General features: G+C 51.4%; 21 protein-coding genes and 4 tRNA genes. 8 read left to right on the forward strand and 17 right to left on the reverse strand.

Going from position 1 to position 25,177, the window contains the following annotated elements:
• Nucleotides 1-60: 60 nt before the first annotated feature.
• The 13 genes from luxS to pncC all read right to left on the reverse strand — a co-directional run bounded on the left by luxS (nt 61) and on the right by pncC (nt 9,826).
• Nucleotides 61-576 carry an S-ribosylhomocysteine lyase gene (luxS, locus tag SB13_RS07400; protein WP_026739739.1) on the reverse strand — a complete coding sequence of 172 codons (516 nt, stop codon included), beginning with the start codon at nt 574-576 and terminating at the stop codon, nt 61-63.
• Between the two features lie 168 nt (nt 577-744).
• Nucleotides 745-2,298 (reverse strand): glutamate--cysteine ligase, encoded by a 1,554-nt coding sequence (gene gshA / locus SB13_RS07405; protein WP_026739740.1) that lies wholly within the window; start codon nt 2,296-2,298, stop codon nt 745-747.
• A gap of 82 nt (nt 2,299-2,380) precedes the next feature.
• Nucleotides 2,381-2,809, reverse strand: coding sequence for a YqaA family protein (locus tag SB13_RS17250; protein ID WP_072000223.1), 429 nt, complete (start codon nt 2,807-2,809; stop codon nt 2,381-2,383).
• Nucleotides 2,806-3,372: a fructose-1-phosphate/6-phosphogluconate phosphatase gene (yqaB, locus tag SB13_RS07410; protein WP_026739741.1), complete on the reverse strand. Its 567-nt coding sequence runs from the start codon at nt 3,370-3,372 to the stop codon at nt 2,806-2,808. Before yqaB ends, SB13_RS17250 begins: the two co-directional genes overlap by 4 nt.
• A gap of 218 nt (nt 3,373-3,590) precedes the next feature.
• Nucleotides 3,591-3,667, reverse strand: a tRNA-Arg gene (locus tag SB13_RS07415).
• A gap of 54 nt (nt 3,668-3,721) precedes the next feature.
• Nucleotides 3,722-3,798 (reverse strand) — tRNA-Arg (locus SB13_RS07420).
• A gap of 72 nt (nt 3,799-3,870) precedes the next feature.
• Nucleotides 3,871-3,947: transfer RNA gene (locus SB13_RS07425), tRNA-Arg, on the reverse strand.
• A gap of 12 nt (nt 3,948-3,959) precedes the next feature.
• Nucleotides 3,960-4,052, reverse strand: a tRNA-Ser gene (locus SB13_RS07430).
• Nucleotides 4,053-4,356: 304 nt separating this feature from the next.
• The gene (gene csrA, locus SB13_RS07435) at nt 4,357-4,542 is read right to left on the reverse strand and encodes a carbon storage regulator CsrA (RefSeq protein WP_005972168.1); all 186 of its coding nucleotides are present in this window, start codon (nt 4,540-4,542) and stop codon (nt 4,357-4,359) included.
• 314 nt (nt 4,543-4,856) lie between these two features.
• Nucleotides 4,857-7,484: an alanine--tRNA ligase gene (gene alaS, locus SB13_RS07440; RefSeq protein ID WP_026739742.1), complete on the reverse strand. Its 2,628-nt coding sequence runs from the start codon at nt 7,482-7,484 to the stop codon at nt 4,857-4,859.
• A gap of 138 nt (nt 7,485-7,622) precedes the next feature.
• Nucleotides 7,623-8,099, reverse strand: a complete 477-nt coding sequence (locus tag SB13_RS07445; protein ID WP_026739743.1) for a regulatory protein RecX — start codon at nt 8,097-8,099, stop codon at nt 7,623-7,625.
• Nucleotides 8,100-8,149: 50 nt separating this feature from the next.
• Entirely contained in the window at nt 8,150-9,226 is a 1,077-nt protein-coding gene (gene recA / locus SB13_RS07450; RefSeq protein WP_026739744.1) for a recombinase RecA, read from the reverse strand.
• Nucleotides 9,227-9,331: 105 nt separating this feature from the next.
• Nucleotides 9,332-9,826 carry a nicotinamide-nucleotide amidase gene (pncC, locus tag SB13_RS07455; protein WP_026739745.1) on the reverse strand — a complete coding sequence of 165 codons (495 nt, stop codon included), beginning with the start codon at nt 9,824-9,826 and terminating at the stop codon, nt 9,332-9,334.
• A gap of 292 nt (nt 9,827-10,118) precedes the next feature.
• Here pncC and SB13_RS07460 point away from each other — a divergent pair, with 292 nt between their 5' ends.
• The 6 genes from SB13_RS07460 to SB13_RS07485 all read left to right on the forward strand — a co-directional run bounded on the left by SB13_RS07460 (nt 10,119) and on the right by SB13_RS07485 (nt 16,654).
• Complete coding sequence (locus SB13_RS07460; protein WP_051616545.1) at nt 10,119-10,598, forward strand: SRPBCC family protein; 480 nt, start codon at nt 10,119-10,121, stop codon at nt 10,596-10,598.
• Between the two features lie 407 nt (nt 10,599-11,005).
• The gene (locus SB13_RS07465; protein ID WP_026739747.1) at nt 11,006-11,776 is read left to right on the forward strand and encodes a (S)-acetoin forming diacetyl reductase; all 771 of its coding nucleotides are present in this window, start codon (nt 11,006-11,008) and stop codon (nt 11,774-11,776) included.
• 316 nt (nt 11,777-12,092) lie between these two features.
• Nucleotides 12,093-12,866 (forward strand): (S)-acetoin forming diacetyl reductase, encoded by a 774-nt coding sequence (locus tag SB13_RS07470; RefSeq protein WP_026739748.1) that lies wholly within the window; start codon nt 12,093-12,095, stop codon nt 12,864-12,866.
• A 406-nt stretch (nt 12,867-13,272) separates the two neighbouring features.
• Nucleotides 13,273-14,820, forward strand: coding sequence for a catalase (locus SB13_RS07475; protein ID WP_036150748.1), 1,548 nt, complete (start codon nt 13,273-13,275; stop codon nt 14,818-14,820).
• Nucleotides 14,821-14,880: 60 nt separating this feature from the next.
• Nucleotides 14,881-15,420, forward strand: a complete 540-nt coding sequence (locus SB13_RS07480; RefSeq protein ID WP_026739750.1) for an ankyrin repeat domain-containing protein — start codon at nt 14,881-14,883, stop codon at nt 15,418-15,420.
• 304 nt (nt 15,421-15,724) lie between these two features.
• Complete coding sequence (locus SB13_RS07485) at nt 15,725-16,654, forward strand: alpha/beta hydrolase (protein WP_026739751.1); 930 nt, start codon at nt 15,725-15,727, stop codon at nt 16,652-16,654.
• A gap of 443 nt (nt 16,655-17,097) precedes the next feature.
• Here the strand turns inward: SB13_RS07485 and SB13_RS18120 are convergent, their stop codons facing one another.
• Entirely contained in the window at nt 17,098-17,286 is a 189-nt protein-coding gene (locus tag SB13_RS18120; RefSeq protein ID WP_036150744.1) for a YmiA family putative membrane protein, read from the reverse strand.
• Between the two features lie 369 nt (nt 17,287-17,655).
• Between SB13_RS18120 and SB13_RS07490 the strand changes: the two genes are divergently transcribed.
• A complete protein-coding gene (locus tag SB13_RS07490; RefSeq protein ID WP_036150742.1) occupies nt 17,656-17,868 on the forward strand; it encodes a YceK/YidQ family lipoprotein in 213 nt (70 codons plus the stop codon).
• Between the two features lie 21 nt (nt 17,869-17,889).
• Here the strand turns inward: SB13_RS07490 and SB13_RS07495 are convergent, their stop codons facing one another.
• Both SB13_RS07495 and katE read right to left on the reverse strand, forming a co-directional pair.
• Nucleotides 17,890-18,837 carry an alpha/beta hydrolase gene (locus tag SB13_RS07495; protein WP_051616546.1) on the reverse strand — a complete coding sequence of 316 codons (948 nt, stop codon included), beginning with the start codon at nt 18,835-18,837 and terminating at the stop codon, nt 17,890-17,892.
• 352 nt (nt 18,838-19,189) lie between these two features.
• Nucleotides 19,190-21,448, reverse strand: coding sequence for a catalase HPII (katE, locus tag SB13_RS07500; protein WP_026739753.1), 2,259 nt, complete (start codon nt 21,446-21,448; stop codon nt 19,190-19,192).
• A gap of 566 nt (nt 21,449-22,014) precedes the next feature.
• Here katE and SB13_RS17755 point away from each other — a divergent pair.
• The gene (locus SB13_RS17755) at nt 22,015-22,365 is read left to right on the forward strand and encodes a hypothetical protein (RefSeq protein WP_152545928.1); all 351 of its coding nucleotides are present in this window, start codon (nt 22,015-22,017) and stop codon (nt 22,363-22,365) included.
• A gap of 1,644 nt (nt 22,366-24,009) precedes the next feature.
• On the opposite strand, the gene SB13_RS07510 is transcribed toward SB13_RS17755, so the two are convergent.
• Nucleotides 24,010-25,137: an isochorismate synthase gene (locus SB13_RS07510; RefSeq protein ID WP_026739755.1), complete on the reverse strand. Its 1,128-nt coding sequence runs from the start codon at nt 25,135-25,137 to the stop codon at nt 24,010-24,012.
• Between the last annotated feature and the right edge of the window lie 40 nt (nt 25,138-25,177).

Raw genomic sequence — 25,177 nt, forward strand, 5'->3', positions numbered from 1 at the left:
ACTCACGTTTCAGACACAAAAAAGAGAGCGTAATGCTCTCTTTTTTGTCTCTCAAGGCTGTCAGATATGCAGCTCAGCCAGCTTGTCTTTAGGCAAGGCCAGCTCATCATTCTTATTAACCCGAACATCGTGCTCAAGGATATGGCGAGCGATATCCTGCGCTTCGGTCAATGAGTGCATATCGTAAGTACCACACTGGAACTCATTCAGTTCAGGGATCTTGCGCTGTTCTTTCACTTTCAGAACGTCTTCCATTGAGGCTTTCCAGGCCTCAGCCACGCGGACTTCATCTGGCGTACCAATCAGGCTCATGTAAAAACCCGTGCGGCATCCCATCGGAGAGATATCGATGATCTCGACCCCTTCACCATTCAGATGGTCGCGCATGAAACCGGCAAACAGATGCTCCAATGTATGAATACCGCGTTCCGGCATGATTTCATGGTTAGGACGGCAGAAACGCAGGTCGAAGACCGTGATGGTATCGCCGTTAGGCGTTTTCATGGTTTTTGCGACCCGTACCGCAGGGGCTGCCATACGCGTATGATCGACAGTAAAGCTATCTAGTAATGGCATGTTGCCACCTCCTCATCGAAAAAATGTTTTTTTCTGGTTTCCAGGAAACTTTTTTTCTTGGCGCAAGTCATAACATATGAAAGACGCGCATTTATCATCATCATCCCTATTAACAGAGATGTTTATTTGGCCACACTACGGTGTGGCCGTTTCTTTTTTTACCCGCTGTTATTGCGCGGCAAGAAACTCATCAAAACTTTGTTTATCTTCAGATTCCAGCTGTCGCTGTCGCAGCCATGAGCGTTCAGACTCGGCGATAAACTGGCTTTCAGTCAGGATTTCCAACGGCTCTTTTCGCAAGGTTTCACGATATTGGGCCGCCAGCGCCAAACCGACGCCTCCACTCCCTTCTTCAAGCATCATTTTCAACAATCGGCCTGAGAACGTGCTTTCTGGATCGTCAAACTGGGCGACTAGGTTATCACAGACCTGCTGGTAACAAGGTTCATCATGCTCCTTATCCAGCAATTCCGCTACCCGACGTAAATCGGCAAACAGCTCGCGCCCGACTTCAGCCAACGGCTGCTGCCGCGAATCACAGCCCATCCCGATGGTTTGTCCAGGCTTACGCCCTTCAAGAATAACGCGATTCCAGTTTTTACGAGTACATTGCAGCTCTTCACTGCTCATATCCGGCGCATCGGCCAGTGCGCACCAAATCAGAAATAGGTCGAGGAAGCGCACCTGCTCTTCACTGACGCCCGTGGGGGAAAAGGGGTTAATGTCGAGCGATCTGACCTCAATGTACTCGACGCCACCACGCAGCAAAGCATCTGACGGCTTCTCTCCCGAGCGAGNAACACGTTTAGGGCGGATTGGCGCATACAACTCGTTCTCTATCTGCAGAACGTTGGTATTGAGCTGCAGGTAGCGACCATCTCGTTTCACGCCCAACCGAGCATAGTCTTCGGAAGGGGTGGCAATAGCTTGCTTAAGCGCTGCGACATAGGTATCGAGGTCGTTGAAGGTAATGCCCAGATTGCTCTGCGACTTGTTGGTATACCCCAGATCGCTGAGACGCAGCGAAGTGGCATAAGGCAGATAGCAAAGGCCATTTTCCGTACGCTTGAAAGGAATGGAGGATTCTTTTCCCTGCAGGAACGAGGAACAGACAGCTGGCGAGGCGCCAAAAAGATAGGGGATGACCCAGCCAAAGCGATAATAATTGCGGATCAGCTGAAAATAGCCGGATGAGATCGCGGACTTGCCGCTGATTTCGTCCACCACGCCCGCTTTTTGCTGCCAAAAAGATAGCGGCAAAGAAAAATTGTAATGCACGCCGGAAATGGTTTGCATCAGAGCGCCATAGCGATTTTTGAGTCCTTCGCGGTACAGCGTCTTCATCCGTCCAATATTGGATGAACCGTATTGGGCCAGTTCGATATCATCTTCAGCAGCGACGTAGCACGGCATGCTGAGCGGCCACATTCTTTCCTCACCCAGGTGCTGAGCGACATATCGGTGGATGTCGCGCAGGAACGTCAGCAGATGATGAATATCTTTATCAACCGGAGTAATAAACTCTAACAAAGACTCGGCAAAATCTGTGGTGATCCACGAGTGCGTCAATGCGGCCCCTAACGTTTCCGGATGTCCGGTCTGCGCCAGATGTCCATTGGCCATAACACGTAATGTTTCGCGTTCTATTCCTCGCTGAATTCCCTTGATGGCCTGAGGATGTTGTTCCAGCCAGGACAGAGATTCTGATACGTCCGGGATCAAAGCGACCTCCCGTTAGTTAATATGTAATAGTTGTTAGCATAACTGATGCCGGATGCCATCCATCCGACGCGATTAAAACTGGCTAGGACCACCATGCAACCCCTTGTAACGTCATCCAGCACAGCACAAGATAACGTAGCGCTTTCCCAATAAAAATACAGAGCGAAGCTCGCCCCCACGGTAANCGTAGCCAGCCCGCCAAGACGCAGAGCATATCTCCAATGATAGGCACCCAGCTAAATAATAGCGCAGCAACACCATAACGCTCTAACCAGCGCTGAGCCATAGCTCGCCCTCCCCGGCCGTGACGTTCGGGTAAGAGTCGGCCGACAATCATATTGGTTAACCCACCAAGCGTGTTACCGGCCGTTGCGATAGCAACCAGAAGCCATGGGCTGGACGTTTTTGCGATCAATAGCGACACAAGCACAACCTCCGAGCTGCCGGGCAATAACGTGGCGCTGAGAAAGCTGCTTCCGAAGAGCGAGATGAAAGACCAGACGTCACTCACAACGTTCTGACATCGACAACGTCCATGTTTGCCCGCGTCGCGGCTTCAATACCGAAGTCAGCATCTTCAAAAACGACACAATCTTGAGGAGCCACCTGGAGCCGTTCGGCGCAACGAAGGAAGGTATCGGGGAACGGCTTATGATTTTCTACGTCGTCGGCGCCCACTATCACATCAAAATAGTGCCTGACCCCAAGATGGCTTAGTAGCTGTTCCGCCATCGCATGTCGACTTCCCGTTCCAACCGCCATTGGCCGCCGGCCGTGATAATGCTTCACCACGTCCATCAGCGGCAACGGCGTGACGGTATCCAGCAACATTTCCATCACTAACGAAGTTTTTTCTTCGGCGAGTTGGTGAGGATCGAGTTCGAGCTGATGTCTGGCAATAATGAATTCGGCGATACGCCAAGTTGGCGCGCCATTGAGTGCCACGAGAGGCGCTGGATCATACTGCATACCCCGCCGGGCAAGCACCTGTTTCCAGGCCAGACGGTGAGTGTGCTCGGTATCCAGAATAGTGCCATCCATATCGAATATGAGGCCCAGATAGCGATCGTACATCTTGCCTCCATGGCACTTTAAAAAATGGATATCTACTTTAGCGCAAAGTCAAAAACTTGTCGCTTATTCAATAACCATATAAAAAACAGGCCATTATGGTAATCACAAGGAATGGGAGGAAGAGAACTAATGGGAAGCGTGAAACAGCGTTAGAGGAAATAAAGAACTCAGGCAGAGAAACAAGAAGATAACAGGGAAAATAAATCTGAGAGAGAAGATGGNGCATCCGGGAGGATTCGAACCTCCGACCGCTCGGTTCGTAGCCGAGTACTCTATCCAGCTGAGCTACGGATGCATATCAGAATTGGTGCGTTAAGATTTTTGAAAACAGAGGATAAAACAGTAGTGATGGTGCATCCGGGAGGATTCGAACCTCCGACCGCTCGGTTCGTAGCCGAGTACTCTATCCAGCTGAGCTACGGATGCATAAGAACTAACTGCAAACTTCTCTTTTCTCTGATGAACTACAAGGAGCCACCAGGACAACAAACTGCTTGATGGTGCATCCGGGAGGATTCGAACCTCCGACCGCTCGGTTCGTAGCCGAGTACTCTATCCAGCTGAGCTACGGATGCATTATCAATTAATGGCGGTGAGGGAGGGATTCGAACCCTCGATGCAGCTTTTGACCGCATACTCCCTTAGCAGGGGAGCGCCTTCAGCCTCTCGGCCACCTCACCTAACATCACCTGTGATACTCAACTCATCTTTCGTTTCGTGCTCACCGGTACTGCGTGGCGCACATATTACTTTCCACGACTTATAAGTCAAACAATTTTTCCCTCACCCTGTTTGTTTGCACACTTCGCGGCCAATACGTACAGATTGACAACACAACGTGTATTTTATCAACAGAAAAACAATTGCTTATCATGCTTGCTAGCATGAAGAAACAAATGCGGAACTTAGATGGGAAAAACGGGAAATACGACGAAAACGAGCGATAGAAGCAATGGCGCCTCGTTTTGCGAGACGCATTGTCAATTAATACGATGTAGGCTGAGACTTCTCTGCCTGAATGCGCTGATAAATCTCTTCGCGGTGAACGGAGACCTCTTTGGGGGCGTTGACACCAATGCGTACCTGATTGCCCTTTACTCCCAGTACAGTAACCGTAACCTCATCGCCGATCATGAGGGTTTCGCCAACTCGACGAGTTAAAATAAGCATTCTTTGCTCCTTGAAAAGATTATAAAGAGTCAGGCCCCTTCATTTTCTCACCATTATCCGTCATGGGCCAAGAAAACGTAAACCCAGATGATGATTGTTCATCATCCCACTCATAGTTGTTACTAATGTTCAGTCTAGTCGATATAAGACAGCTTGCGATTTTTGTTATCACAGCCAGACGGAAGGTCTTACTGGCCCCAGTTTTCTAGGGGCCGGTAAACTCCATCTGGCTTGCGTTCGTCCGTTTCCGCAAGCCCAAGGCGCCAAAACTGTTAAAGGTTACGACGTTTGTCTAGATAACATTGATAAATTAGTTATAGCTTATCAACCACCCAGGCTTCAACGCTCTCCAGAGCCGCTGGCAGAGCGTTAACATCACTGCCGCCGGCCTGGGCCATATCAGGGCGACCACCGCCCTTACCGCCAACCTGACTGGCGACAAAACCGATGAGTTCCCCTGCTTTCACCTTGCTGGTCAACGTTTTCGTCACCCCGGAGATAAGGCTGACCTTACCTTCGGCTGTCGTAGCCAGAACAATAATCGCTGACCCCAACTGGTTTTTCAGGTCATCGACCATCGTACGCAGCATCTTGGGCTCAACATTATCCAGTTGGACAACCAGCAGTTTCACACCGTTTACCTCTTTCGCTTTGCCTGCTAAAGAGGAACTTTCTTGTGCTGCCTGTTGCGCTTTCAACTGCTGTAATTCTTTTTCCAGAGTACGCGTGCGATCGATAACAGACCGTACTTTTTCCGCCAGATTATTGCTGTCACCTTTAACCAGTGCGGTCACTTCCTGCAATACATCGCTCTGACGATGTAGTGCGTTGATGGCATTCTCACCCGTCACGGCTTCGATACGGCGAATACCCGCTGCAGTCCCTGATTCCGACACGATTTGGAACAGGCCGATGTCGCCCGTGCGGCTGGCATGGATACCGCCGCACAACTCTATCGAGAAGTCGCCCATCGTCAGCACACGAACATGGTCATCGTACTTTTCGCCAAAGAGCGCCATAGCGCCTTTTGACTTCGCCTCTGAAATCGCCATCACTTCGGTTTCGATCGGCAAATTGCGACGAACCTGCGTATTGACAATATCTTCAACCTGGCGAAGCTGTTCCGCTTTCATGGCTTCCGTATGCGAGAAGTCGAAACGCAGATGACGGTCATTCACTAATGAACCTTTCTGAGCGACATGATCACCCAGAACCTGACGAAGTGCCGCATGCAGCAGATGCGTCGCAGAGTGGTTCAGACGAATACGATCGCGACGCGCCTGGTCAACAACTGCATTCACAGTACCATTAATTCTCAGCGTACCATGGCTGAGTTTACCGATATGACCAATAGCCTGACCATATTTCTGGGTGTCTTCCACCACGAAACGTGCATCGGTCGTTTTCAGTTCCCCCCGGTCCCCCACCTGACCACCGGACTCACCGTAGAACGGCGTGTTGTCCAAAATGACTACGGCATCTTCACCAGCATGAATTTCATCGACCGACTGNCCTTCACGATAAAGCGCAATAACGCTGGCATTGCCTGCCGTGTTGTCGTAGCCGCAGAAGTCAGTGGCCGTATCGACGCGAATCTGGCTGTTATAATCCACGCCAAAGCCGCTCGCTTCACGAGCTCGCTGGCGCTGCGCTTCCATCGCCCGCTCAAAGCCTTCTTCATCGACCTTGATATTGCGTTCACGGCACACATCCGCGGTCAAATCCAGCGGGAAGCCATAAGTGTCGTACAGACGGAAAGCCGCTTCGCCATCCAGCGTATCGCCCTGCAGGCCATTAATCTCTTCGTCCAACAGTGCCAATCCACGTTCCAGCGTCCGAGCAAACTGCTCTTCTTCATTCTTCAACGCCTGTTCGACCAACGCTTGCTGACGTTTCAGGTCTTCTGCAGCCGGCCCCATAACGCTAATCAGCGGCGCAACTAACTTATAGAAGAAGGTCTCTTTAGCGCCCAGCATATTGCCGTGACGTACGGCGCGTCGAATGATACGGCGCAGCACATAGCCGCGGTTTTCATTAGACGGCATGACGCCATCTGCGATCAGGAAAGCACAAGAGCGAATATGGTCGGCAATTACACGCAACGATTTATTATCAAGATCGTCTGTACCAATGACTTTCGCCACGTCAGCGATCAGTGTTTTGAACAGATCGATTTCGTAGTTGGAGTTCACATGCTGCAGGACGGCTGAAATACGTTCCAGCCCCATACCGGTATCCACCGAAGGCTTGGGCAGAGGCAGCATGGTGCCATCGGCCTGACGGTTGAACTGCATGAAGACCAAGTTCCAAATCTCGATATAGCGGTCGCCGTCTTCTTCCGGAGAACCCGGAGGTCCGCCCCAGATGTGGTCGCCGTGATCGTAAAAGATTTCAGAACATGGGCCGCAAGGTCCCGTATCGCCCATCTGCCAGAAGTTATCTGATGCGTAGGGCGCGCCTTTGTTGTCGCCAATACGAATGATGCGCTCGCGCGGAACGCCGATTTCGTCAGCCCAGATATCAAAGGCTTCGTCATCCGTCGCGTAGACGGTCACCCACAGTTTTTCTTTAGGCAGATTGAACCACTGCTCGCCGGTAAGTAATTCCCAGGCGTTGCGGATAGCTTCATGCTTGAAGTAGTCGCCGAAGCTAAAATTGCCCAGCATTTCAAAGAAAGTGTGATGACGTGCGGTATAACCTACGTTTTCGAGATCGTTATGCTTCCCACCGGCACGCACGCAACGCTGAGACGTAGTCGCGCGCGAATAGCTACGCTTATCCAGACCAAGGAATACATCCTTAAACTGGTTCATCCCCGCATTCGTAAATAACAGTGTTGGATCGTTATTTGGTACTAGGGAGCTACTAGGGACAATCTGGTGTCCCTTACTGTGGAAAAAATCGAGAAACGCTTGACGGATCTCAGCGGTGCTCTTGCTCATAATTGTCCTGAAATCAAGCTAAAAGAATGGTCGCGGGTTCGAACCGTACGACATACCGACGTAATCGAACCAATCACGAACTAAAAAAGTGGGAATAAGATAAATTTTCTCAGGAGGGAAGTAAAATCCCGTATGCATTCAATCTGAAAAATTCGTGTATAGAGATTGAATTTCATCATGCGAAAAACCGCGATACAAGAGGTAACGCTGAACTTTCGCTTTTTCTTTCCATTCTGAGGGGAGTGGATGACCAAACTTTCGCTCAGCAACCTGTTGAACCAATTGATACCAGTCGACGTCACTGCGGCGTAATGCCTCGCTTTGCGTCGATTTGTCCACGCCTTTTTGACTCAACTCGCTGCGAATTCTCTGAGCGCCGTATCCCTTCCGGCTCCGGCTAGAAATGTAACGTTGAGCGAATCGTTGGTCGTCAAGCCAACCGTACTCGGCGCAATAGGCAACGGCCTGTTCAATTTCCTGGGTAACGGTAATGGAATCATCGCCGTTTTCTTCTGACGGGGAATACAAGAACGCCGCAATTTTGCGGCGTAACTCGGTTTCACTGTGGTCGCGGACCGCCAACACATTCATGGCATAACGCAAGATTTTAGACATGCGTGACCTTGATAGTTGTATGGCTGCTGCTAGCTAACATCATGAACTAATTAAAAATCTTCTTTGGACTCACCTGCTGTTTCTTCATCAAAACCCGCTTCACTGCTGGCAGCCGCTACGGCCGACTCATTGCCTTTATTGAGCAACATGTCGCGTAGTTTTTTATCCAGCTCGTTCGCAATCGCAGTATTTTCACGGATGAAGTTACATGCATTGGCCTTACCTTGACCAATCTTCTCACCGTTGTAGCTGTACCAAGCACCCGCCTTTTCGATCAGCTTGTGCTTAACGCCCAGGTCAACCAGTTCGCCAAAGGTGTTAATGCCTTCACCGTACATGATCTGGAATTCTGCCTGTTTGAACGGCGCGGCAACTTTGTTTTTCACCACTTTCACACGGGTTTCGCTGCCCACAACTTCGTCGCCATCTTTGATAGCGCCAATACGGCGGATATCCAATCGTACTGAAGCGTAAAATTTCAGTGCGTTACCGCCAGTCGTCGTTTCCGGGTTACCAAACATCACACCAATCTTCATACGGATCTGGTTGATGAAAATCAGCAGCGTACTGGACTGTTTCAAGTTGCCTGCCAGCTTACGCATCGCCTGGCTCATCATTCGCGCGGCCAATCCCATGTGAGAGTCGCCGATTTCACCTTCGATTTCCGCTTTCGGCGTTAGTGCCGCTACGGAGTCAACGATAATGACATCCACTGCACCGGAGCGCGCCAGCGCGTCACAGATTTCCAGCGCCTGCTCGCCCGTATCCGGCTGGGAACATAGCAGATTGTCGATATCAACGCCCAGCTTCTTCGCGTAGATAGGGTCCAGAGCATGTTCCGCATCAATAAAGGCACAGGTTTTGCCTTTACGCTGAGCGGCGGCAATCACCTGCAGCGTTAGCGTGGTTTTACCTGAGGATTCCGGCCCGTAGATCTCAACGATACGGCCCATAGGCAAACCGCCGACGCCCAGCGCGATATCCAGGGACAGGGAACCTGTAGAGATAGTTTCAACATCCATTGAGCGATCTTCGCCCAAACGCATGATAGAACCTTTACCGAATTGCTTTTCGATTTGACCCAGTGCTGCTGCCAGTGCCTTTTGTTTGTTCTCATCAATAGCCATTTCTACTCCTGTCTCGCAGCACGAGGCTGCATCTGCGCTGTTGCTTGTTCATGATTCACCGAACGGGTGACGGACATTATACTGTACACTCATACAGCATCAAGGTTAATTTTGCAGAAAAGTATTCAGCAGCGTTTCCAACGCAAATTGAACCGCTTGTTGGCGGACACTGTTGCGATCGCCGTCGAACTGCATTCTGCGGACGAATCCCTCGCCTTGTCTTGCCGCGAAGCCAAACCATACGGTGCCGACCGGTTTCTCGGGGGTACCGCCATCCGGTCCGGCGACGCCGCTGATGGAAATGGCATAATCCGCACCGGCTTTATTCAGCGCGCCTGCGGCCATTTCTTCAACGACTTCGCCGCTGACCGCTCCATACTCCGCCAAAGTTTCCGACTTGACGCCGACCAGCACCTCTTTGGCCTGATTGCTGTAGGTCACAAAACCGTAGTCAAACCACGCGGAACTGCCCGAGACATCAGTAATCACCTTTGCCAGCCCGCCCCCTGTGCAAGACTCCGCGCAAGTCATATGCGCGCCGCGGGATTTTAATCGTTCGCCAACCTGCTTACTCAACTGAAAAATAGGATGTTCTGTCATCTATCGACTCACTATAGTAATGAAGCTGTTACCCCTCAGGGTAGCATTTATCGCCTCAAAAAACGTGGCAAGTCCCGAAGTGCAAACCGATACGCAGCAAGGATGAGAAACGCATAAAGCCTAGCAATAACATTCAGATCGTCGTCACCTTTTCATAAACGCGATGAGGCACGCCGATAGAACGATCCTGCGAACGCACATTCTGCGATACACTTGGGAATACCATTCTCTATAGCGACCTATGGCGCCGAATAAAGGAGGGACGAACGTGTCATCAACGTTCTTAAACAATATGGGCGTGAAAGGTCCTAACGCCACCCGTTTTGGCAAATCGATCGTCATAGACCGACCTGCTGACATGTTATTCGACCTGTGGCGTAAGCCAGAAACGCTGCCGGTTCTGATGAATCACTTTGCTCGAATAGACATTCTCAACGCCACGGACTCTCTCTGGCGGGTCAAAGCACCGCTCGGTCCAAGCATCGAATGGACGGCTCGTATCGTTGAGGAACAGCCTGGCAGTTTCATCCATTGGTGTTCCCTCGCGGGCGCCCGTGTTCCCAATGAGGGCAAATTGTCCTTTCAGCCGGCCCCTCAGGGAAAAGGCACCGAAGTCACGCTGACGATCTATTTCGATGCGCCCGGCGGATTTCTGGGGCAACAAATCGGCCAGATGTTCGCGCTGCTTTCTAAAGAAATGCTGAACAATACCCTTCAACGCTTCAAAAAACTGGCAGAGCAGGAACCCGCGCCGCCAGCAGCCTCATCATAATCAACAGGCAAAAAAAACCCGCTCGGAAGCGGGTAAATAACTACTCTCAGACAGGGATGAATAACACAACATCAACAAGGGATGGCTCTAATCTATCAACCTGAATGTATAGAACTGTCATAGGTCGGTAAGGTTGATGGCGAGGATGTAAGGTGAATTTGGCATGTTACACACTTTCTGATTTCACTCTCCGTTTACCCATGATGACCCGGTTTTACGGAGGATGATCTTCAAACTGCCCCCGTCAATCGCCATACGCTATATGGCGAATAATGACGATTGCATTTATATCTATAAGTTATTTAAAGCCAGGTAATAATAATCATTCTCACTATAAGTTTTTATTCTTTAGGTCTACAGCTATCCTCATTAAAGCGATTTAACTATTACACACTAAGGAATAGAACATGACGAAAGTTGCATTGGTAACCGGTGCGGGTCAAGGCATCGGGGAATCTATCGCCCTTCGCTTGGTTAAAGACGGATTTGCCGTAGCTATTGTGGATTACAACGGTGACAGCGCTAAAGCGGTAGCGCAGCGTATTAACGAAGCAGGTGGTAAAGCGATTGCGGTCACAGCCGACGTCTCTAACCGGGACCAGGTCTTTGCCGCCGTTGAAACAGCCAAGCAACAGCTGGGCGGCTTCGATGTCATCGTCAACAACGCAGGTATCGCGCCGAGTACGCCGATTGAAGAAATCACGCCGGAAATCGTCGATAAGGTTTACAACATCAACCTGAAAGGGGTGATTTGGGGTATTCAGGCCGCCGTCAAAGCATTCAAAGAACTGGGACACGGCGGTAAAATCATCAACGCCTGTTCACAAGCGGGTCATATTGGTAACCCGGAACTGGCAGTGTACAGCTCCAGCAAATTCGCCGTTCGTGGTTTGACGCAAACCGCAGCACGCGACCTGGCTCCGCTGGGTATCACCGTTAACGGCTTCTGCCCCGGTATTGTGAAAACGCCGATGTGGGATGAAATTGACCGCCAAATCTCCGAAGCCGCAGGCAAACCCAAAGGCTACGGCACCGAACAATTCGCTAAACGCATTACGCTGGGCCGCCTGTCCGAACCGGAAGACGTGGCCGCCTGCGTCTCTTATCTGGCCAGCCCGGATTCCAACTATATGACCGGCCAGTCGCTGCTAATCGACGGCGGTATGGTATTTAGTTAATCCACGCGTTAACCCGTGATGGCAGCCTCAACTGCGCTGCCAGCCCCGAACGTTCTCCCGCCACTTATTACGCCAGACGGGAGAACGCCATTCGTCGACTCCGCCCTCCCCCACTCATTTTCGATATTTCCTCCCAGGCACTTCCCCCGGACACCTCCCAAAATAGTTAGCCACAGAACAATTATTGGGGTTGATAAGCGCCATTGGTTATTGAATGCCGGGTAAAAGTCACTGAATTTACTATGAGTTTTTATTTAATACGCCAGACGCTACCCTGTTCCCAATTGATTAATAACATTTATTGAAGGGATAACAGATGACAAATAAAGTCGCGCTGGTTACAGGAGCGGGTCAGGGAATTGGTGAAGCCATCGCGCTTCGCCTGGTTAAAGATGGATTCGCGGTCGCTATCGTCGATTATAACGGTGAAAGCGCCAAACAGGTCGCAGAGAAAATCACTGCCGCCGGCGGTAAAGCCATCGCGATTACGGCGGATGTCTCCGACCGCGATCAAATCTTCGCCGCTGTCGAAACAACCGAACAGCAGCTGGGCGGTTTCGACGTGATCGTGAATAACGCCGGTATCGCACCGCGTGGCCCGATTGAAGACATGACGTCCGAGATTATTGACCGCGTTGTGGATATCAACATCAAAGGCGTCATCTGGGGAACTCAGGCTGCGGTAAAAGCGTTCAAAAAACTGGGGCACGGCGGCAAAATCGTCAACGCCTGTTCACAGGCAGGCCAGGTCGGCAACCCCGATATGTCCATCTACAGCGCCAGTAAATTTGCCGTACGCGGGCTGACGCAAACCACCGCACGCGACCTTGCGCCGCTGGGTATTAACGTAAATGCCTTTTGCCCTGGCATCGTGGTTACTCCGCTCTGGCAAGAATTCGACCGCAAATTCTCTGCCGCCGCAGGTCAGCCGGAAGGTTATGGTACGGAGCAGTTCACCAAGCAGATAGCGCTGGGTCGTCCGTCCACGCCGGAAGACGTCGCGGCATGCGTATCCTATCTTTGCGGCCCGGACTCCGACTACATGACGGGTCAGTCATTGTTGATCGACGGTGGTATGGTCTTTAAATAAGCCCCCACCATAGCCACGAAGTCGTGTGTTTCCCGCCTGGATGACGTTGTCACTGGCGGGAAACCTCTCCGCCAACGCCCCACTTTCTCCCTCTTTTTTTCCGATTCCGCGCAACGATTATGCTGCTATAGCCCACCTATCAATTCGATAGAAATAACAGCCTCAAGCATAGGGTTAAAACAGGTAAAGTAATTCAGTCACGGCAAGTAACTATTTGGTGCTTACCGAGATGATCGACCTATAGGTGGCAACCCGGTCAGGCCTGAACAGAGGGAAAGAACGACACGCCTAGGGAAAGACAGAGCATCAGGCGGTGGTAGACCGCGGTTTGCCGGAAATCAGCACAACGGACTCGACGGCAATACACCCCTTATTGTTGAACATCGCAAGGAAGAAGAGGCAAATTATGAGCAATATACCCGCAACGCAACGTGGCGCTGGCTGGAAAAGAACGCTGGTCGCCGTATCTTCACTGATCGTGTTTCAGTCGGCATTCGCCGATACCTTGACCCGCGACAATGGCGCCCCGGTGGGCGATAACCAGAACTCGCAAACCGCCGGTCCCAACGGCCCGGTTCTTCTTCAGGACGTCCAGCTGCTACAAAAACTTCAGCGTTTCGACCGCGAACGCATTCCGGAACGCGTAGTTCACGCTCGAGGTACTGGCGCGCACGGTCAGTTTACCGCCACGGACGACATTTCCGATCTCACGGTCGCGGAGGTATTCAAAAAAGGAACGCATACCCCCGTCTTCGTTCGTTTTTCCAGCGTCGTGCATGGCAACCACTCCCCGGAAACGTTGCGTGATCCGCGCGGTTTCGCCACAAAATTCTATACCACACAGGGTAACTGGGATTTAGTCGGCAACAACTTCCCCACCTTCTTCATTCGAGACGCCATCAAGTTTCCCGATATGGTGCATGCGTTCAAGCCGGACCCGCGCACCAACCAGGATAATGATGCACGTCGCTTCGACTTCTTCTCCCACCTACCGGAATCCACCCGTACGCTGACGTTGCTCTACTCCAACGAAGGTACGCCGGCGACTTACCGGAATATGGATGGTAACGGCGTTCACGCCTACAAACTGATTAACGCCAAAGGTGAGGTTCACTACGTGAAGTTCCACTGGAAAACGTTGCAGGGCGTGAAGAATCTGGATCCCAAACAGGTTGAAGAAGTGCAAGGTAAGGATTACAGCCACATGACCAATGATTTGGTCACTGCGATCAAGCGTGGCGACTATCCGAAGTGGGATCTTTATGTTCAGGTGCTGAAGCCGGAAGATCTGCAGAAATTCGACTTCAATCCGCTGGATGCCACCAAAATCTGGCCTGACGTCCCTGAACGCAAAATCGGACAGATGGTTCTGAACAAAAACCCGGATAACTTCTTCCAGGAAACCGAGCAGGTCGCGATGGCGCCCGCGAATCTGGTTCCCGGTATCGAAGCGTCTGAAGACAAACTGCTGCAAGGCCGACTGTTCGCGTATGCCGATACCCAGTTGTACCGGGTAGGCACGACGGGGCTGAGCCTGCCGATCAACGCGCCGCTTAAAGCCGTCAACAACGGCAATCAGGATGGTACGTTGAACCACGGCCACACCCAGGATGAAGGGGTGAACTATCAGCCCAGCCGACTGCATCCGCGTGAAGAGCTGGTTTCCGCCCGTTATAGCCAAACTCCGCTGAATGGGACAACACAGCAAAGCAAGATCCAGAAGGAGCAGAACTTTAAGCAAACGGGCGAACTGTACCGCTCTTATAGCGAAAAGGATCGCACCGATCTGGTCAACAGCCTGGGTTCAGCCTTGGGAACGGCAGACGTAGAAAGCAGAAACATTATGCTGTCCTACTTCTATAAAGCCGATCAGGAATATGGCTCACGACTGACGACGATCGCCAAAGGCGATTTAACGAAGGTGAAGAGTCTGGCCGCTAAACTGAGCGACTAATGATGCCCGGCCGCCCGTCAGGATCTCTGCGGGCGGCCACTCATTTCGGGGAATACCATCATGAAACGTCTATTATCGCTCGTTACGGGCCTGTTGATGCTAATCGGTCTTGCTCATGCTCAACCGCCGGAAGACGCCGGGAACGTACAGTCGCAGCTAAACCATTATCTGTGGGATGCCGCCCGAAATGGCGAGCTGCCTGTCATCACCGAGTTCATCCATTCGGGTTACAACCTGAACGTGCAGGATGAAAAAGGGTATACCGCCGTGATCCTCGCGGCCTATCACGGCCATGATGATGCCGTCGCACTCATGCTAAAACACGGGGCCGATCCTTGTTTGAAGGACAAACGAGGTAATACCGCGCTGATGGGCGCCGTATTCAAGGGAGAACTACGCATCGCCAAACGGCTACTCGCCGCTAAATGCAACCCGGACGAACGTAACAACGCCGGACAGACGGCGGCAATGTATGCCGCATTATTCAAACGTACCGAGCTTCTCCACGATTTGCAGCGAAAAGGGGCCGATATGAGCACAAAAGATGCCATGGGCAACAGCGTGACCACGCTCGAACGCGGCGACGTGAAAGGGCAGTAAAACCGCCTCCCCGGCGGCCTGACTATCGGCCGCTGCTTCTCAGCAAAGTCATAACCCCTGTCGCATCATCGCATTACCCCCTTCACGCTTCACGACGGCGCGCCCTGCAAATAGTGATGTCCATGATGACGCCGGTTTCATCACCCTCTGCAGAAAGGCGCGTGATTTTCGTTTCAGAAGGCTTTGACAGCGTCAAAACGCGTGCGCTACCGTCGGTCGATGCTTTTCCACCCATGTATTTACAGGATGACGTCAACCTCTCCGATTGCGGTTATCCATGAATAGGCACTCTGGAGCTATCGCCATGACGCTTGAGCCCGGCATCGCCGCACTCGTTCAGGACTTCATCAATGCAGGCCGCCCATCAGCAAGACACCAACCTATTGAGGAGCGCCGGGCGGGATACATCGCCGCGGCCAGCCTGTCCGGCGATAGAGAAACACGCGTCAGTGTGGAGGAACGGACATTGCAGGGGCGGTGTCTGCGGATCTACTCGCCGCTCCAGGCACCGTCGAATGTCCCCGCCATCGTCTATTATCATGGCGGCTGCTTCGTCAGCGGCGGCTTTGCCACTCACGACAACACTCTGCGCCAGCTGGCGTATCACAGCCAATGTCGCGTCATTGCCGTCCAGTATCGGCTTGCGCCGGAGCATCGTTATCCTGCCGCCCACGACGATGCTTTCCAGACATTCGGTGTTATTCAGAAGCAAGCGAAGACGTTACAAATCGATGCCGCTAATCTGGTGTTGATGGGAGACAGCGCTGGCGGCCATTTGGCTTTCATCACCACATTGCGTTTACGCGATCGCGGGGGCCTTCAGCCTCGCGGACAGGTGTTGATTTACCCCATGTTGGATGCCACCGCACGCTGTGACACGTACCGGACCCATGGCGACGACTTCATTATCACTCGCGATACGCTGCTCACCGGCTATGAGGCTTACTTCGCTCCGTCTGAGTACCGTCATCCTGAAGCCAGCCCCTTGTGGCGGCACGACCTGAACGATCTTCCCCAAACGCTGATTATCACAGCGGAGTATGACCCCCTGCGAGATGAAGGAGAACAACTGTATCGCACGCTGGTGGAGACAGGCGTGAGCGCACGATGCAAACGCTATCTGGGCGTCATTCATGGATTTTTCCAGCTAGGGGGAATTAGCCAGGCGGCACGAGACGTCATGCAGGATATCGCTTCCAACGTCAGGCAGATGGTAAATACAGAAGAGGACTAGCAAGGGAACGAACCGCCCGTGAGGAATCTCGTTGTCGGCGGGTCAGCGATGCTATGCCGGGAAAGGGNCTTAATACGAGTCATCGCAGGCACATTAAATATTAGTTCGGGATGAAAATTAAAGCTAAGTAGCCGCGCGGCTGCTTCAACCGGAGCCTGGAGTCCTGGGGAATTGAAAGAAAAGAGCGCTGTACTCGACCACACGGCCTGAGCGTAATCTATTTATCGAAATGACAGAGTGGGCAGTTAAGATTGCAAGAGGGTAAAGACGCCCGGCCCGGCCACTCGTGGCAGTAGCGTCTCTCGTCGATTCGTCATTTGTTGGCATCATCAGCGTAACGCCAACCCTGCTAACGCGACTCCGAGGTGAATTATTGGGGTGATACCAGCAAGATTACTATCCAGAATGGGGCATTCGTCAGCCTATAGATCGGCGTGAGCCACTCAGAAGTAGAAATAAGCTAAGACACCTACAGCAATCCAAAACAGCAGGCAGCCAACAAATGAAGCAGTCCAGGCTTTGCGCTTCAAATCGGAGTCTTGGTTGTCGCCCATAGTAATTATCTCAATCATCCTATTGCTTACTTTATGTTGATATGATTCGGGTGGGTCATGATACATGAATATCGGCATCCGTAATCGGGACTTTAATCTTCAATTCCACCCTCATATCGCTCTATAAATAATCATGTATCAGCCTAACGGAAGATAAACCGCCGAGCTGAAAAACAGAACTTAGCGTTATTTAATTGATATTCAAGGAATGTTAATCATAGCCGATCGGGAAGGAATTGCCTGTGTCGGCAGAGTCACGTGTCAGAAAATCGTCATGTTATGCCACTTTGAGGGATAGGCTGACGTTCAGATAACATTTATGTATAAGATGACAGTAAGATTATCCGATTCAGATCGCCAAATTGCCCTATTTTGACGTACATTCGTTACCGCATACGACCCACCATCGACGCTCAAACCGAGGATATAGTGAAAAGAGTTATCACCATGCTCATCATCAGCAGCCTTCTGTCCGGCTGCGGCAGCATCATCAGTCGCAACATCAAGGGACAGGGACACGGTCATCAATACTATCCTGGCGTGCAGTGGGACGTGCGTGATACCTGGTTGAAATACATCACGTTTATCGATTTACCCTTCTCTATCATCGTCGACACTATCTTGCTGCCCGTCGATATGCGACATGGTCCCTATGAGTAGCGGCGCCGCGTTTTAAGCGCTTCACGCTTCCTTCGTTTTTACAGAATTCCTGCTGGCGGCGCGCTCCTGAACTGTCGCCAACCACTCCCGATAGCTGGCGGGCCATTTCACCGTCGGCGTTCCCGCCTTCCCCATACCGAAAGCATGTCCGCCATGACTATAACGATGCATTTCGACCGGAACATGGTGTCGCTGACAGGCTGCCGCCATGATCAACGTGTTATGTGGATCGGAAATGGTGTCATCTTTCGCCTGCGCCATAAACACCGGCGGCGTGGCCGAAGTCACGAAATGTTGTACCGACCACGCGGCCTCTGCCGTAGGATCAGCGTGAGGCCCCACCAGAATTTTATGGGTTGAGGTATGCGTATAGGGCTTTTCCAACGTGATGACTGGATAGATGAGCGCGGCATGTTCCGCATAGGCGGGAGCATCATCAAGACTGTCCACTGCCGGATAAGATTTAAAATCGGTGCGTGTTATCGCCATTCCCAGCAGATGACCTCCAGCGGAAAATCCCAAAACGCCGACGTGGTGCTGACGATGGCGTATCATCCGCAGCGCCCTCTGCGCATCCTGTAAGGCGACCAGACTGCCTGCGCCCCAGCCTTCCCCCGGCAAGCGATAACTAAGCACATAGGCCGTGTACCCGAGCGCCGCCAACCACTGCGCGGCAGGCCACGCCTCATCGCCCATTTCGATATGTTTATAGCCCCCGCCGCCAGCGACCAAAATGCCCCAGCCATTCGGATTCGTTGGCGTAAACACCTCCAGAGCTGGATGGGAGATATTTCTCAGCGCCCCGCCTGCGGAAAGCACTTCGTCCCCTGCGGGCCCACCGCCGCCCGGCGGAGTATCGCGCCACAGTGGAAGATGACTCCTCAGCGGTTCGTTGGTCGCCCAACTGCCACGGATTGGCGTCGTCAGCAGCGCCGCTGCAGAACCGGCCAGAAAATGTCGACGATTTATCTTCATAACAGTATTTCTCCCACGAAAGTCGGCGCCCGACCGCCCTCATCCACGGAGCCTCAATACACAGCATAGGGCAGCCTCGGAAGTTTCCCCAACGGGGTCTCTGCAACACCTGCAAATAGTGTTAAACGCCATGTTTCAAATTCTTCGGCAGCGCCGACTCCGATCTTTTTCGGCGAAAATTTCGGCTCACTCACTGTTTTCAACTTGAGCTAACGCTGAAGGCGATCATCAATGACTTATTATTGCCGGAGAATCGTTAATACAGAAACGGCTGCCCTCTCTCGTGATTGAGACAGGCACAGCCGTGATTTAGGAAAACAACAGCAGACTTATCGGTTGCGCCGCATCAACTTGGAATGGTCTGTGCGACAGTCTCACGAGACCATACGCGGTGTTCCCGCATCGCGTGAATAAATTTCTCCGTAACCTTTTTGGCATCTTCTTCTATCAGCACGCCTTCATCCGGTTCAGGCAGCGGCAGCGCCTGATACAGGCTCAGCGCATCCCCTTGCAGCCCTATCGCCTTGAGATGCTTAAACGCCTGCAGCAGGTAGTACTTGGCGTTGCCGTCGGATTTCAGCGTCTCAATACTCTGCTTACCGGTCGGTACCATCACCGCATCGACCAGAACGGAAGGATTCCCCTCAATTGTGCCCGCCACATCCAGCGACTGCCCTTGCAGCGTTTTGATCTTGCCAAGGTGGGGGGCGAAGATTTTGGTATGAATCCCCAGCTTATGCAGCGCTTTTTCGATTTTCTCGACCGATGCGCCGCATACGCCGTCCGCGGCCAGGATCGCGACCTGTCGGGATTTCAACGTCTGCTTTTTATCCGCCGCATACAGGCTGAGCGTTGCATCCGTCGTGATACCGTTGATAGCACCGGGCAAGGGATGTTTACGCTGCTCGGCGGTGAGTTTCATCCCCAGATTCTCCGCCACTTTTTCCGCCAATTCGTGATCGATATACGTTAACTGATCTACCACGCGCTCACGGATCCACGGACGCGCCACCTTCCCTAACTCAAAGCTATAGGCACCTACGATGTGGTTTTTTTCCACGTCGGTCTGACTTAGCCAGAACAAGCGAGGTTGGGAATAGTAGTCGGCAAACGACTCGCTGCGTTGACGAATTTTTTCACCGTCCGGCGCCTGTGGATAGGTCGAAAATCCGCCGTTGGCCTGTGCGGGAGCAGTCTCCCGTGGCCAGTTATTATTGATGGAGTTGGGTTCGTAATTCGCCGCTCCGCTGATTTCCATCCGGTGCATGCCGTCTCGCTGATGATTATGGAACGGGCAAACCGGTTTGTTGATGGGCAGCTCGTGGAAATTCGGTCCGCCCAGTCGACTAATCTGCGTATCCAGATATGAGAACAGCCGCCCTTGAAGCAGCGGATCGTCGGAAAAGTCGATCCCTGGGACGATATTGCCCGGACAGAACGCCACCTGTTCCGTTTCGCTGAAGTAGTTGTCCGGATTGCGATTAAGCGTCATCTTACCGACCAACTGTACCGGCACGAGAGACTCCGGGATCAGCTTCGTCGGGTCGAGGATATCGAAATCGAACTTGTGCTCGTCCTCCTCGGGGATAATCTGCAGTCCCAGCTCATATTCGGGATAATCGCCGGCTTCAATTGCCTCCCACAACTCCTTACGATGGAAATCAGGGTCTCTCCCCGTCAGTAACTGAGCCTCATCCCAAATCAACGACGCTGCGCCGTAAACCGGCTTCCAGTGAAAGCGGACGAAGTGACACTTTCCTTCGGCGTTGATGAGTTTAAAGGTGTGGATCCCGAAACCTTCCATCATGCGATAACTGCGCGGAATACCGCGATCCGACATCGCCCAGGTCACATTGTGCAACGTTTCCGGTTGCAGGGAGACGTAATCCCAGAAGGTATCGTGCGCGCTCTGCCCCTGAGGAATCTCATTGTGAGGCTCCGGCTTCACCGCATGCACGAAGTCAGGGAACTTGATCGCATCCTGAATAAAGAAGATCGGCGTATTGTTCCCGACCAGATCGAAGTTGCCCTCCTGCGTGTAAAACTTGGTGGCCCATCCGCGGATGTCTCTCACCGTATCGGCTGACCCTCGCGATCCTTGCACGGTGGAAAAACGCACGAACACCGGCGTTTTTACTTTCGGGTCCTGCAAAAACTCCGCTTTGGTGTAGCGGGAGAGCGGTGCGTAGACCTGGAAATAGCCGTGCGCGGCTGCCCCACGTGCGTGGACCACACGTTCAGGAATACGCTCATGGTCGAAATGCATGATTTTCTCGCGGAGGATAAAATCTTCCAGCAGCGTAGAACCGCGAGCACCTGCCTTAAGCGAGTTTTGGTTATCTGAAATTTTAACGCCCTGATCCGTACGCAAGGCTTCGTGCTCAGGATCGGTACGGTATTTATCCAGCTGCTTCAACTTAGCATTAGTGTTTTTAGGCGTTTTAGCACTGCCGGGAAACATCGGTTCCGCTCCCGGCGGAGTCGGACTGCTTGCCGGTTTTAGCGCGGCATCGTCGGGTGCGGTATCCGCCAGATGAGGCTTGACCGACTGAGATGCATCCAGTTTTACCTTCTTCGTCGGCTTACGATCCTTTTCATCCTTCATGTTTCCTCCTGTTAATTGTTAGAAAACAAATACATAAGAAAGGCACAAAAATAACCCTGCTTTAAATATAGTTAATGGATTGTGATACGGGGCGATGCAGCACCGGGAAGCGTTGATTAATGCGAGGTCATTCGAAAAAGAACGTCATGAAGGGAAGGAACGAAATAAGTAAAAGGTAAAAATAATCCACCGCCCTCGCGACATCTAAGATGCCGCCAACTTGCCCCTTTGAAGATAGAGCATGATGAATGGCCGACGAAAAATCGCTTACGGGATCAACGGGACGATGAGCTGTTCGGCAACAGGAACCGTACCTTGGGTCGTTGGCTTTGGCATCTTTGCTTTGCCTCATCGCGACCGCGCACACGTATGGTTTGGCAGGTAATCGGCAAAACACCACGCTGAGTAACAGGAAATCGCGCGACAACGCAGAGGTCATCACGTGTCGATGGGAGAATTTGCATCGGGTCAGTGAGCCATCGCGGATCAATAGGCGCACGGGAGTCAGACGATTTCATTAGCCGGTGAATCCCCCTCGACGTGGTCGCCCGAAATCGCCTGACGATTTGTCGATTATTGCGAATCACTCATCAGATTTTTGGCGCTTCAACACCATAATCCGCGGGATCCACAATGCCTTCGAGCTTGCCCACCTGCGCCAAATCACTCCCGGGGACAGCGCTATTGATGTTGCTTGCCAGAAAACGGAGATTTTGACGATATTGACTTTTACAGGTTCGCCTCGACCATTGACGTCAATGATCCAGTCGGGAATGCTGCTATTTGCTACCAAAAAGGCGGCGTTTTATTTCGCCTGGAGAACAGCGCAATCACGGGCGCGTCTGCTCTCGGTGTCGAAGAAAACCAGCGGTAGCGCGGTGAATCCCAAACCTTGCCATACAGACATAACAACATGAAATAGGTAATGACGAGCAAAATGATAATACCTATACGTAAAGAATATAACTTTACTTGAAAGCCGCTTCTCAACTGATTAATTGAAATCTTAGCGATGAGCTTGAAAAGGGGAATGTGTTTACACTCCCCTTTCAATAATGGTTATATCGTTGGCATGATATAAGGATGATAGTTCGAGAACATAAATAATCGCATTTTAACTACCTATACAAATCCTGTTGTCAACAAGAGTAATAAATACCTCGCTTTGCCATTAAAACAATTCAACCACTAATTTTTTCCACGTGTTGATCGTATTGACTTAAAAACTCAATGAGAATGTTGATGTTATCCACACCCCACTGATTAGAAATTGCAACCTGATCTCCGAAAGTAAGTTCAATAAGATCTTCGTCGCGCATATGATAGCGATTGAACTTGTTATTAGGTATTTCTGATACTAACTCTATAATTTTGTTATTCAATCGGCTATCCAGCGCATGTCTGACGGCATCGATATTCTCGAAGGAATGCAGCGAAATCCAGTCAGATAACAGCTTTAAGGCCAAGTTCCTTTTATTATAAACTTGCTCATTATAGTTATACATGGAGTAATCTTTGGCTTTCGATTTACTGATTTTCTGTTCTGTTTGTTTTTCACGAAACTTGACCTGATAATCCGCTACCTCAGGAACTGGAATGATCTGGTCGATATCAATAAAAATATTTTCACCAAAGGAGTAACAGGTCATTCTTATACAGGTGATATCGATGCCCTTACTGATGAGCCAAAGGATGGATGAGGTAATTTCTTTATTAAAATCCCCAGAGGCAAGAATTATTCTTACATCGTTGCCAAATTCATCGATATTCGACTCATCTAAACCGGTGAAATTTAAAATCTCAGTTTTCGCATTGAGCTCTGAGCCTTGCTTCTGGAGATAGCACTCGTAATATCCGCATGCTTTCTNAAACGTCATGGTCGACACCATCCCGGCATAACGGAGGGCCTGAAGCTCCATATGCGAGCCGGTCTCATCCCGTTTCAGCTCAATGACGACAAGGTTTGCACTCTTATCTATCGCCAGCAAATCAATTCGGCGTCGGCTATCCTCCCAATCGGAGAACTCCTCAGAAATAATCAGGCAATCCGGTGCAATAGAGGCAATGTTGCTTTTTAGCGCCTGCTGTAAATCATACCGTTCAGTAATACCAGCGGATTGAAAGTTGGTTTTGTTCACTGCGCTCAGTAATTTATTTTTGATATGGAAAAGCGACATAATTAAATTATCCATGGCTGTTTTTTATTTATCATACCCACTACACAGGTTTTGTTGTTCACTTCTGCCGCTTAAAGTAGACGAATACGACATCAGTGAACATCTCTTCATCATGACAAGGCGAGTCAGTGATCGAGTCCAAAGGCCACAGCCTCCCCTACCCCATTACCGTTTTCGGCCTCTTTCAGGGCAAGACTGATTTATTCCTGGGTAACGTGTTTTAACGACGAGGTTCGAATTTTTGACGAAAAACAGACTGAAACAGGAAATTTCCGGGCGCGATTCTCAGGAAGGCGAGCATGAGAATTAACCTGCTTTTCGTACTGTTGCCTCTTTGAAAACGGCGAGCCTCTTTGCCATAGAGGCTCGCCGAACTCGATGCGATTATTGGCCTAGGGCGCACAGCATGGTGCGCATCTTAGCTTCAATTTCCAGCCATTCAGAAGCCGGGTCGGAATCAGCGACGATACCGGCGCCGGCGTAAAGCTGGATGCCTTGCTGCTGGCTTGTGCCGCAGCGAATAGTAACCGCCCATTCGCCGTTTCCTTCGTCGTCGCTCCAACCTACGATGCCGCCGAAAACGCCGCGATCAAAAGGTTCCAATTCGCGAATCATGCGGAAGGCTTTTTCCTTTGGCACTCCGCACAATGCAGGGGTCGGATGTAAGAGACAGGCCAAGGACAGCGACTGACTATTGTCGGTTTTCAACAGGCCCTCTATCGGGCTGGCCAAATGCCAGAGGTTGGGCGTCCGCAATAGTTCGGGTTGTTGTGGGATGTTGAGGGACGAGCAATAGCCCGCCAGCATCTGGCGAATTTCGTCTATGACCAATTGATGTTCGTGACGATCCTTACGCGATGCCAGCAGCCGTTCGCCGTTATCTCTATCCTCTTGTTCATCGGCGCCACGCCTCGCGGTGCCCGCAAGTGGCGTCGTCCAGATTGATCGCGCTTCTTGTCGTAGTAGCAGTTCGGGGCTGGCGCCAAACAGACAGCGGTCTGCCGCCATAGGGAGATGAAAGTAGTAACCGTTCGGGTTTTGCTCGGCGAGCGTCGCCAGCAAGGCGATGGTATTCAGCGGCTCCTCAACCTCTAGCGACTGCATGCGCGATAAGACAATCTTCTGTAATTCTCCCTGTCGAATAACGTGTACCGCACTTTTCACCATATCGAGAAACGCCTCTCGTTCCGGATGAAGATGTCGAGCAACAACGCGTAGCGACGTTTGCGGCGTTGCCCCCAGTTTTTGTTTGAACGCTTCACGTGACAAAAAATGACAGGTTTGAGGAATATACAGAGATGACGGCTGACTCACATCAAAGGGGATAGCGCCCACCACGATTGGATGAGTAATGCCGGCATGACGCGCCTGATCGAATGCCTGCGCCACATCCTGGCAGAGCGCGAACGGATCGGACGCGGGCTTGGTTAATGTTTTAAAAACGCCGTCGGTATAAAAGCTGCGAAATGCGGATGAAAATAAGAAACTGTCATGACGAAAATGGGTTCCCATACTTTGTTCCTCTTATCCTAAGGCATTGAAATAAATCGAC

Origin of the sequence: Lonsdalea quercina subsp. quercina, assembly GCF_000688695.1 — a bacterium.
GTDB classification, from domain to species: Bacteria; Pseudomonadota; Gammaproteobacteria; order Enterobacterales; family Enterobacteriaceae; genus Lonsdalea; species Lonsdalea quercina_D.

Excerpts from the sequence above, each read along its gene's own strand:
- luxS (WP_026739739.1), bottom strand. The coding sequence starts at position 576 with ATGCCATTACTAGATAGCTTTACTGTCGATCATACGCGTATGGCAGCC.
- yqaB (WP_026739741.1), bottom strand. The coding sequence starts at position 3,372 with ATGTACGATCGCTATCTGGGCCTCATATTCGATATGGATGGCACTATT.
- csrA (WP_005972168.1), bottom strand. The coding sequence starts at position 4,542 with ATGCTTATTTTAACTCGTCGAGTTGGCGAAACCCTCATGATCGGCGAT.
- SB13_RS07445 (WP_026739743.1), bottom strand. The coding sequence starts at position 8,099 with ATGTCTAAAATCTTGCGTTATGCCATGAATGTGTTGGCGGTCCGCGAC.
- recA (WP_026739744.1), bottom strand. The coding sequence starts at position 9,226 with ATGGCTATTGATGAGAACAAACAAAAGGCACTGGCAGCAGCACTGGGT.
- pncC (WP_026739745.1), bottom strand. The coding sequence starts at position 9,826 with ATGACAGAACATCCTATTTTTCAGTTGAGTAAGCAGGTTGGCGAACGA.
- SB13_RS07460 (WP_051616545.1), top strand. The coding sequence starts at position 10,119 with ATGGGCGTGAAAGGTCCTAACGCCACCCGTTTTGGCAAATCGATCGTC.
- SB13_RS07465 (WP_026739747.1), top strand. The coding sequence starts at position 11,006 with ATGACGAAAGTTGCATTGGTAACCGGTGCGGGTCAAGGCATCGGGGAA.
- SB13_RS07470 (WP_026739748.1), top strand. The coding sequence starts at position 12,093 with ATGACAAATAAAGTCGCGCTGGTTACAGGAGCGGGTCAGGGAATTGGT.
- SB13_RS07475 (WP_036150748.1), top strand. The coding sequence starts at position 13,273 with ATGAGCAATATACCCGCAACGCAACGTGGCGCTGGCTGGAAAAGAACG.
- SB13_RS07480 (WP_026739750.1), top strand. The coding sequence starts at position 14,881 with ATGAAACGTCTATTATCGCTCGTTACGGGCCTGTTGATGCTAATCGGT.
- SB13_RS07485 (WP_026739751.1), top strand. The coding sequence starts at position 15,725 with ATGACGCTTGAGCCCGGCATCGCCGCACTCGTTCAGGACTTCATCAAT.
- SB13_RS18120 (WP_036150744.1), bottom strand. The coding sequence starts at position 17,286 with ATGCCGATATTCATGTATCATGACCCACCCGAATCATATCAACATAAA.
- SB13_RS07490 (WP_036150742.1), top strand. The coding sequence starts at position 17,656 with ATGCTCATCATCAGCAGCCTTCTGTCCGGCTGCGGCAGCATCATCAGT.
- katE (WP_026739753.1), bottom strand. The coding sequence starts at position 21,448 with ATGAAGGATGAAAAGGATCGTAAGCCGACGAAGAAGGTAAAACTGGAT.
- SB13_RS07510 (WP_026739755.1), bottom strand. The coding sequence starts at position 25,137 with ATGGGAACCCATTTTCGTCATGACAGTTTCTTATTTTCATCCGCATTT.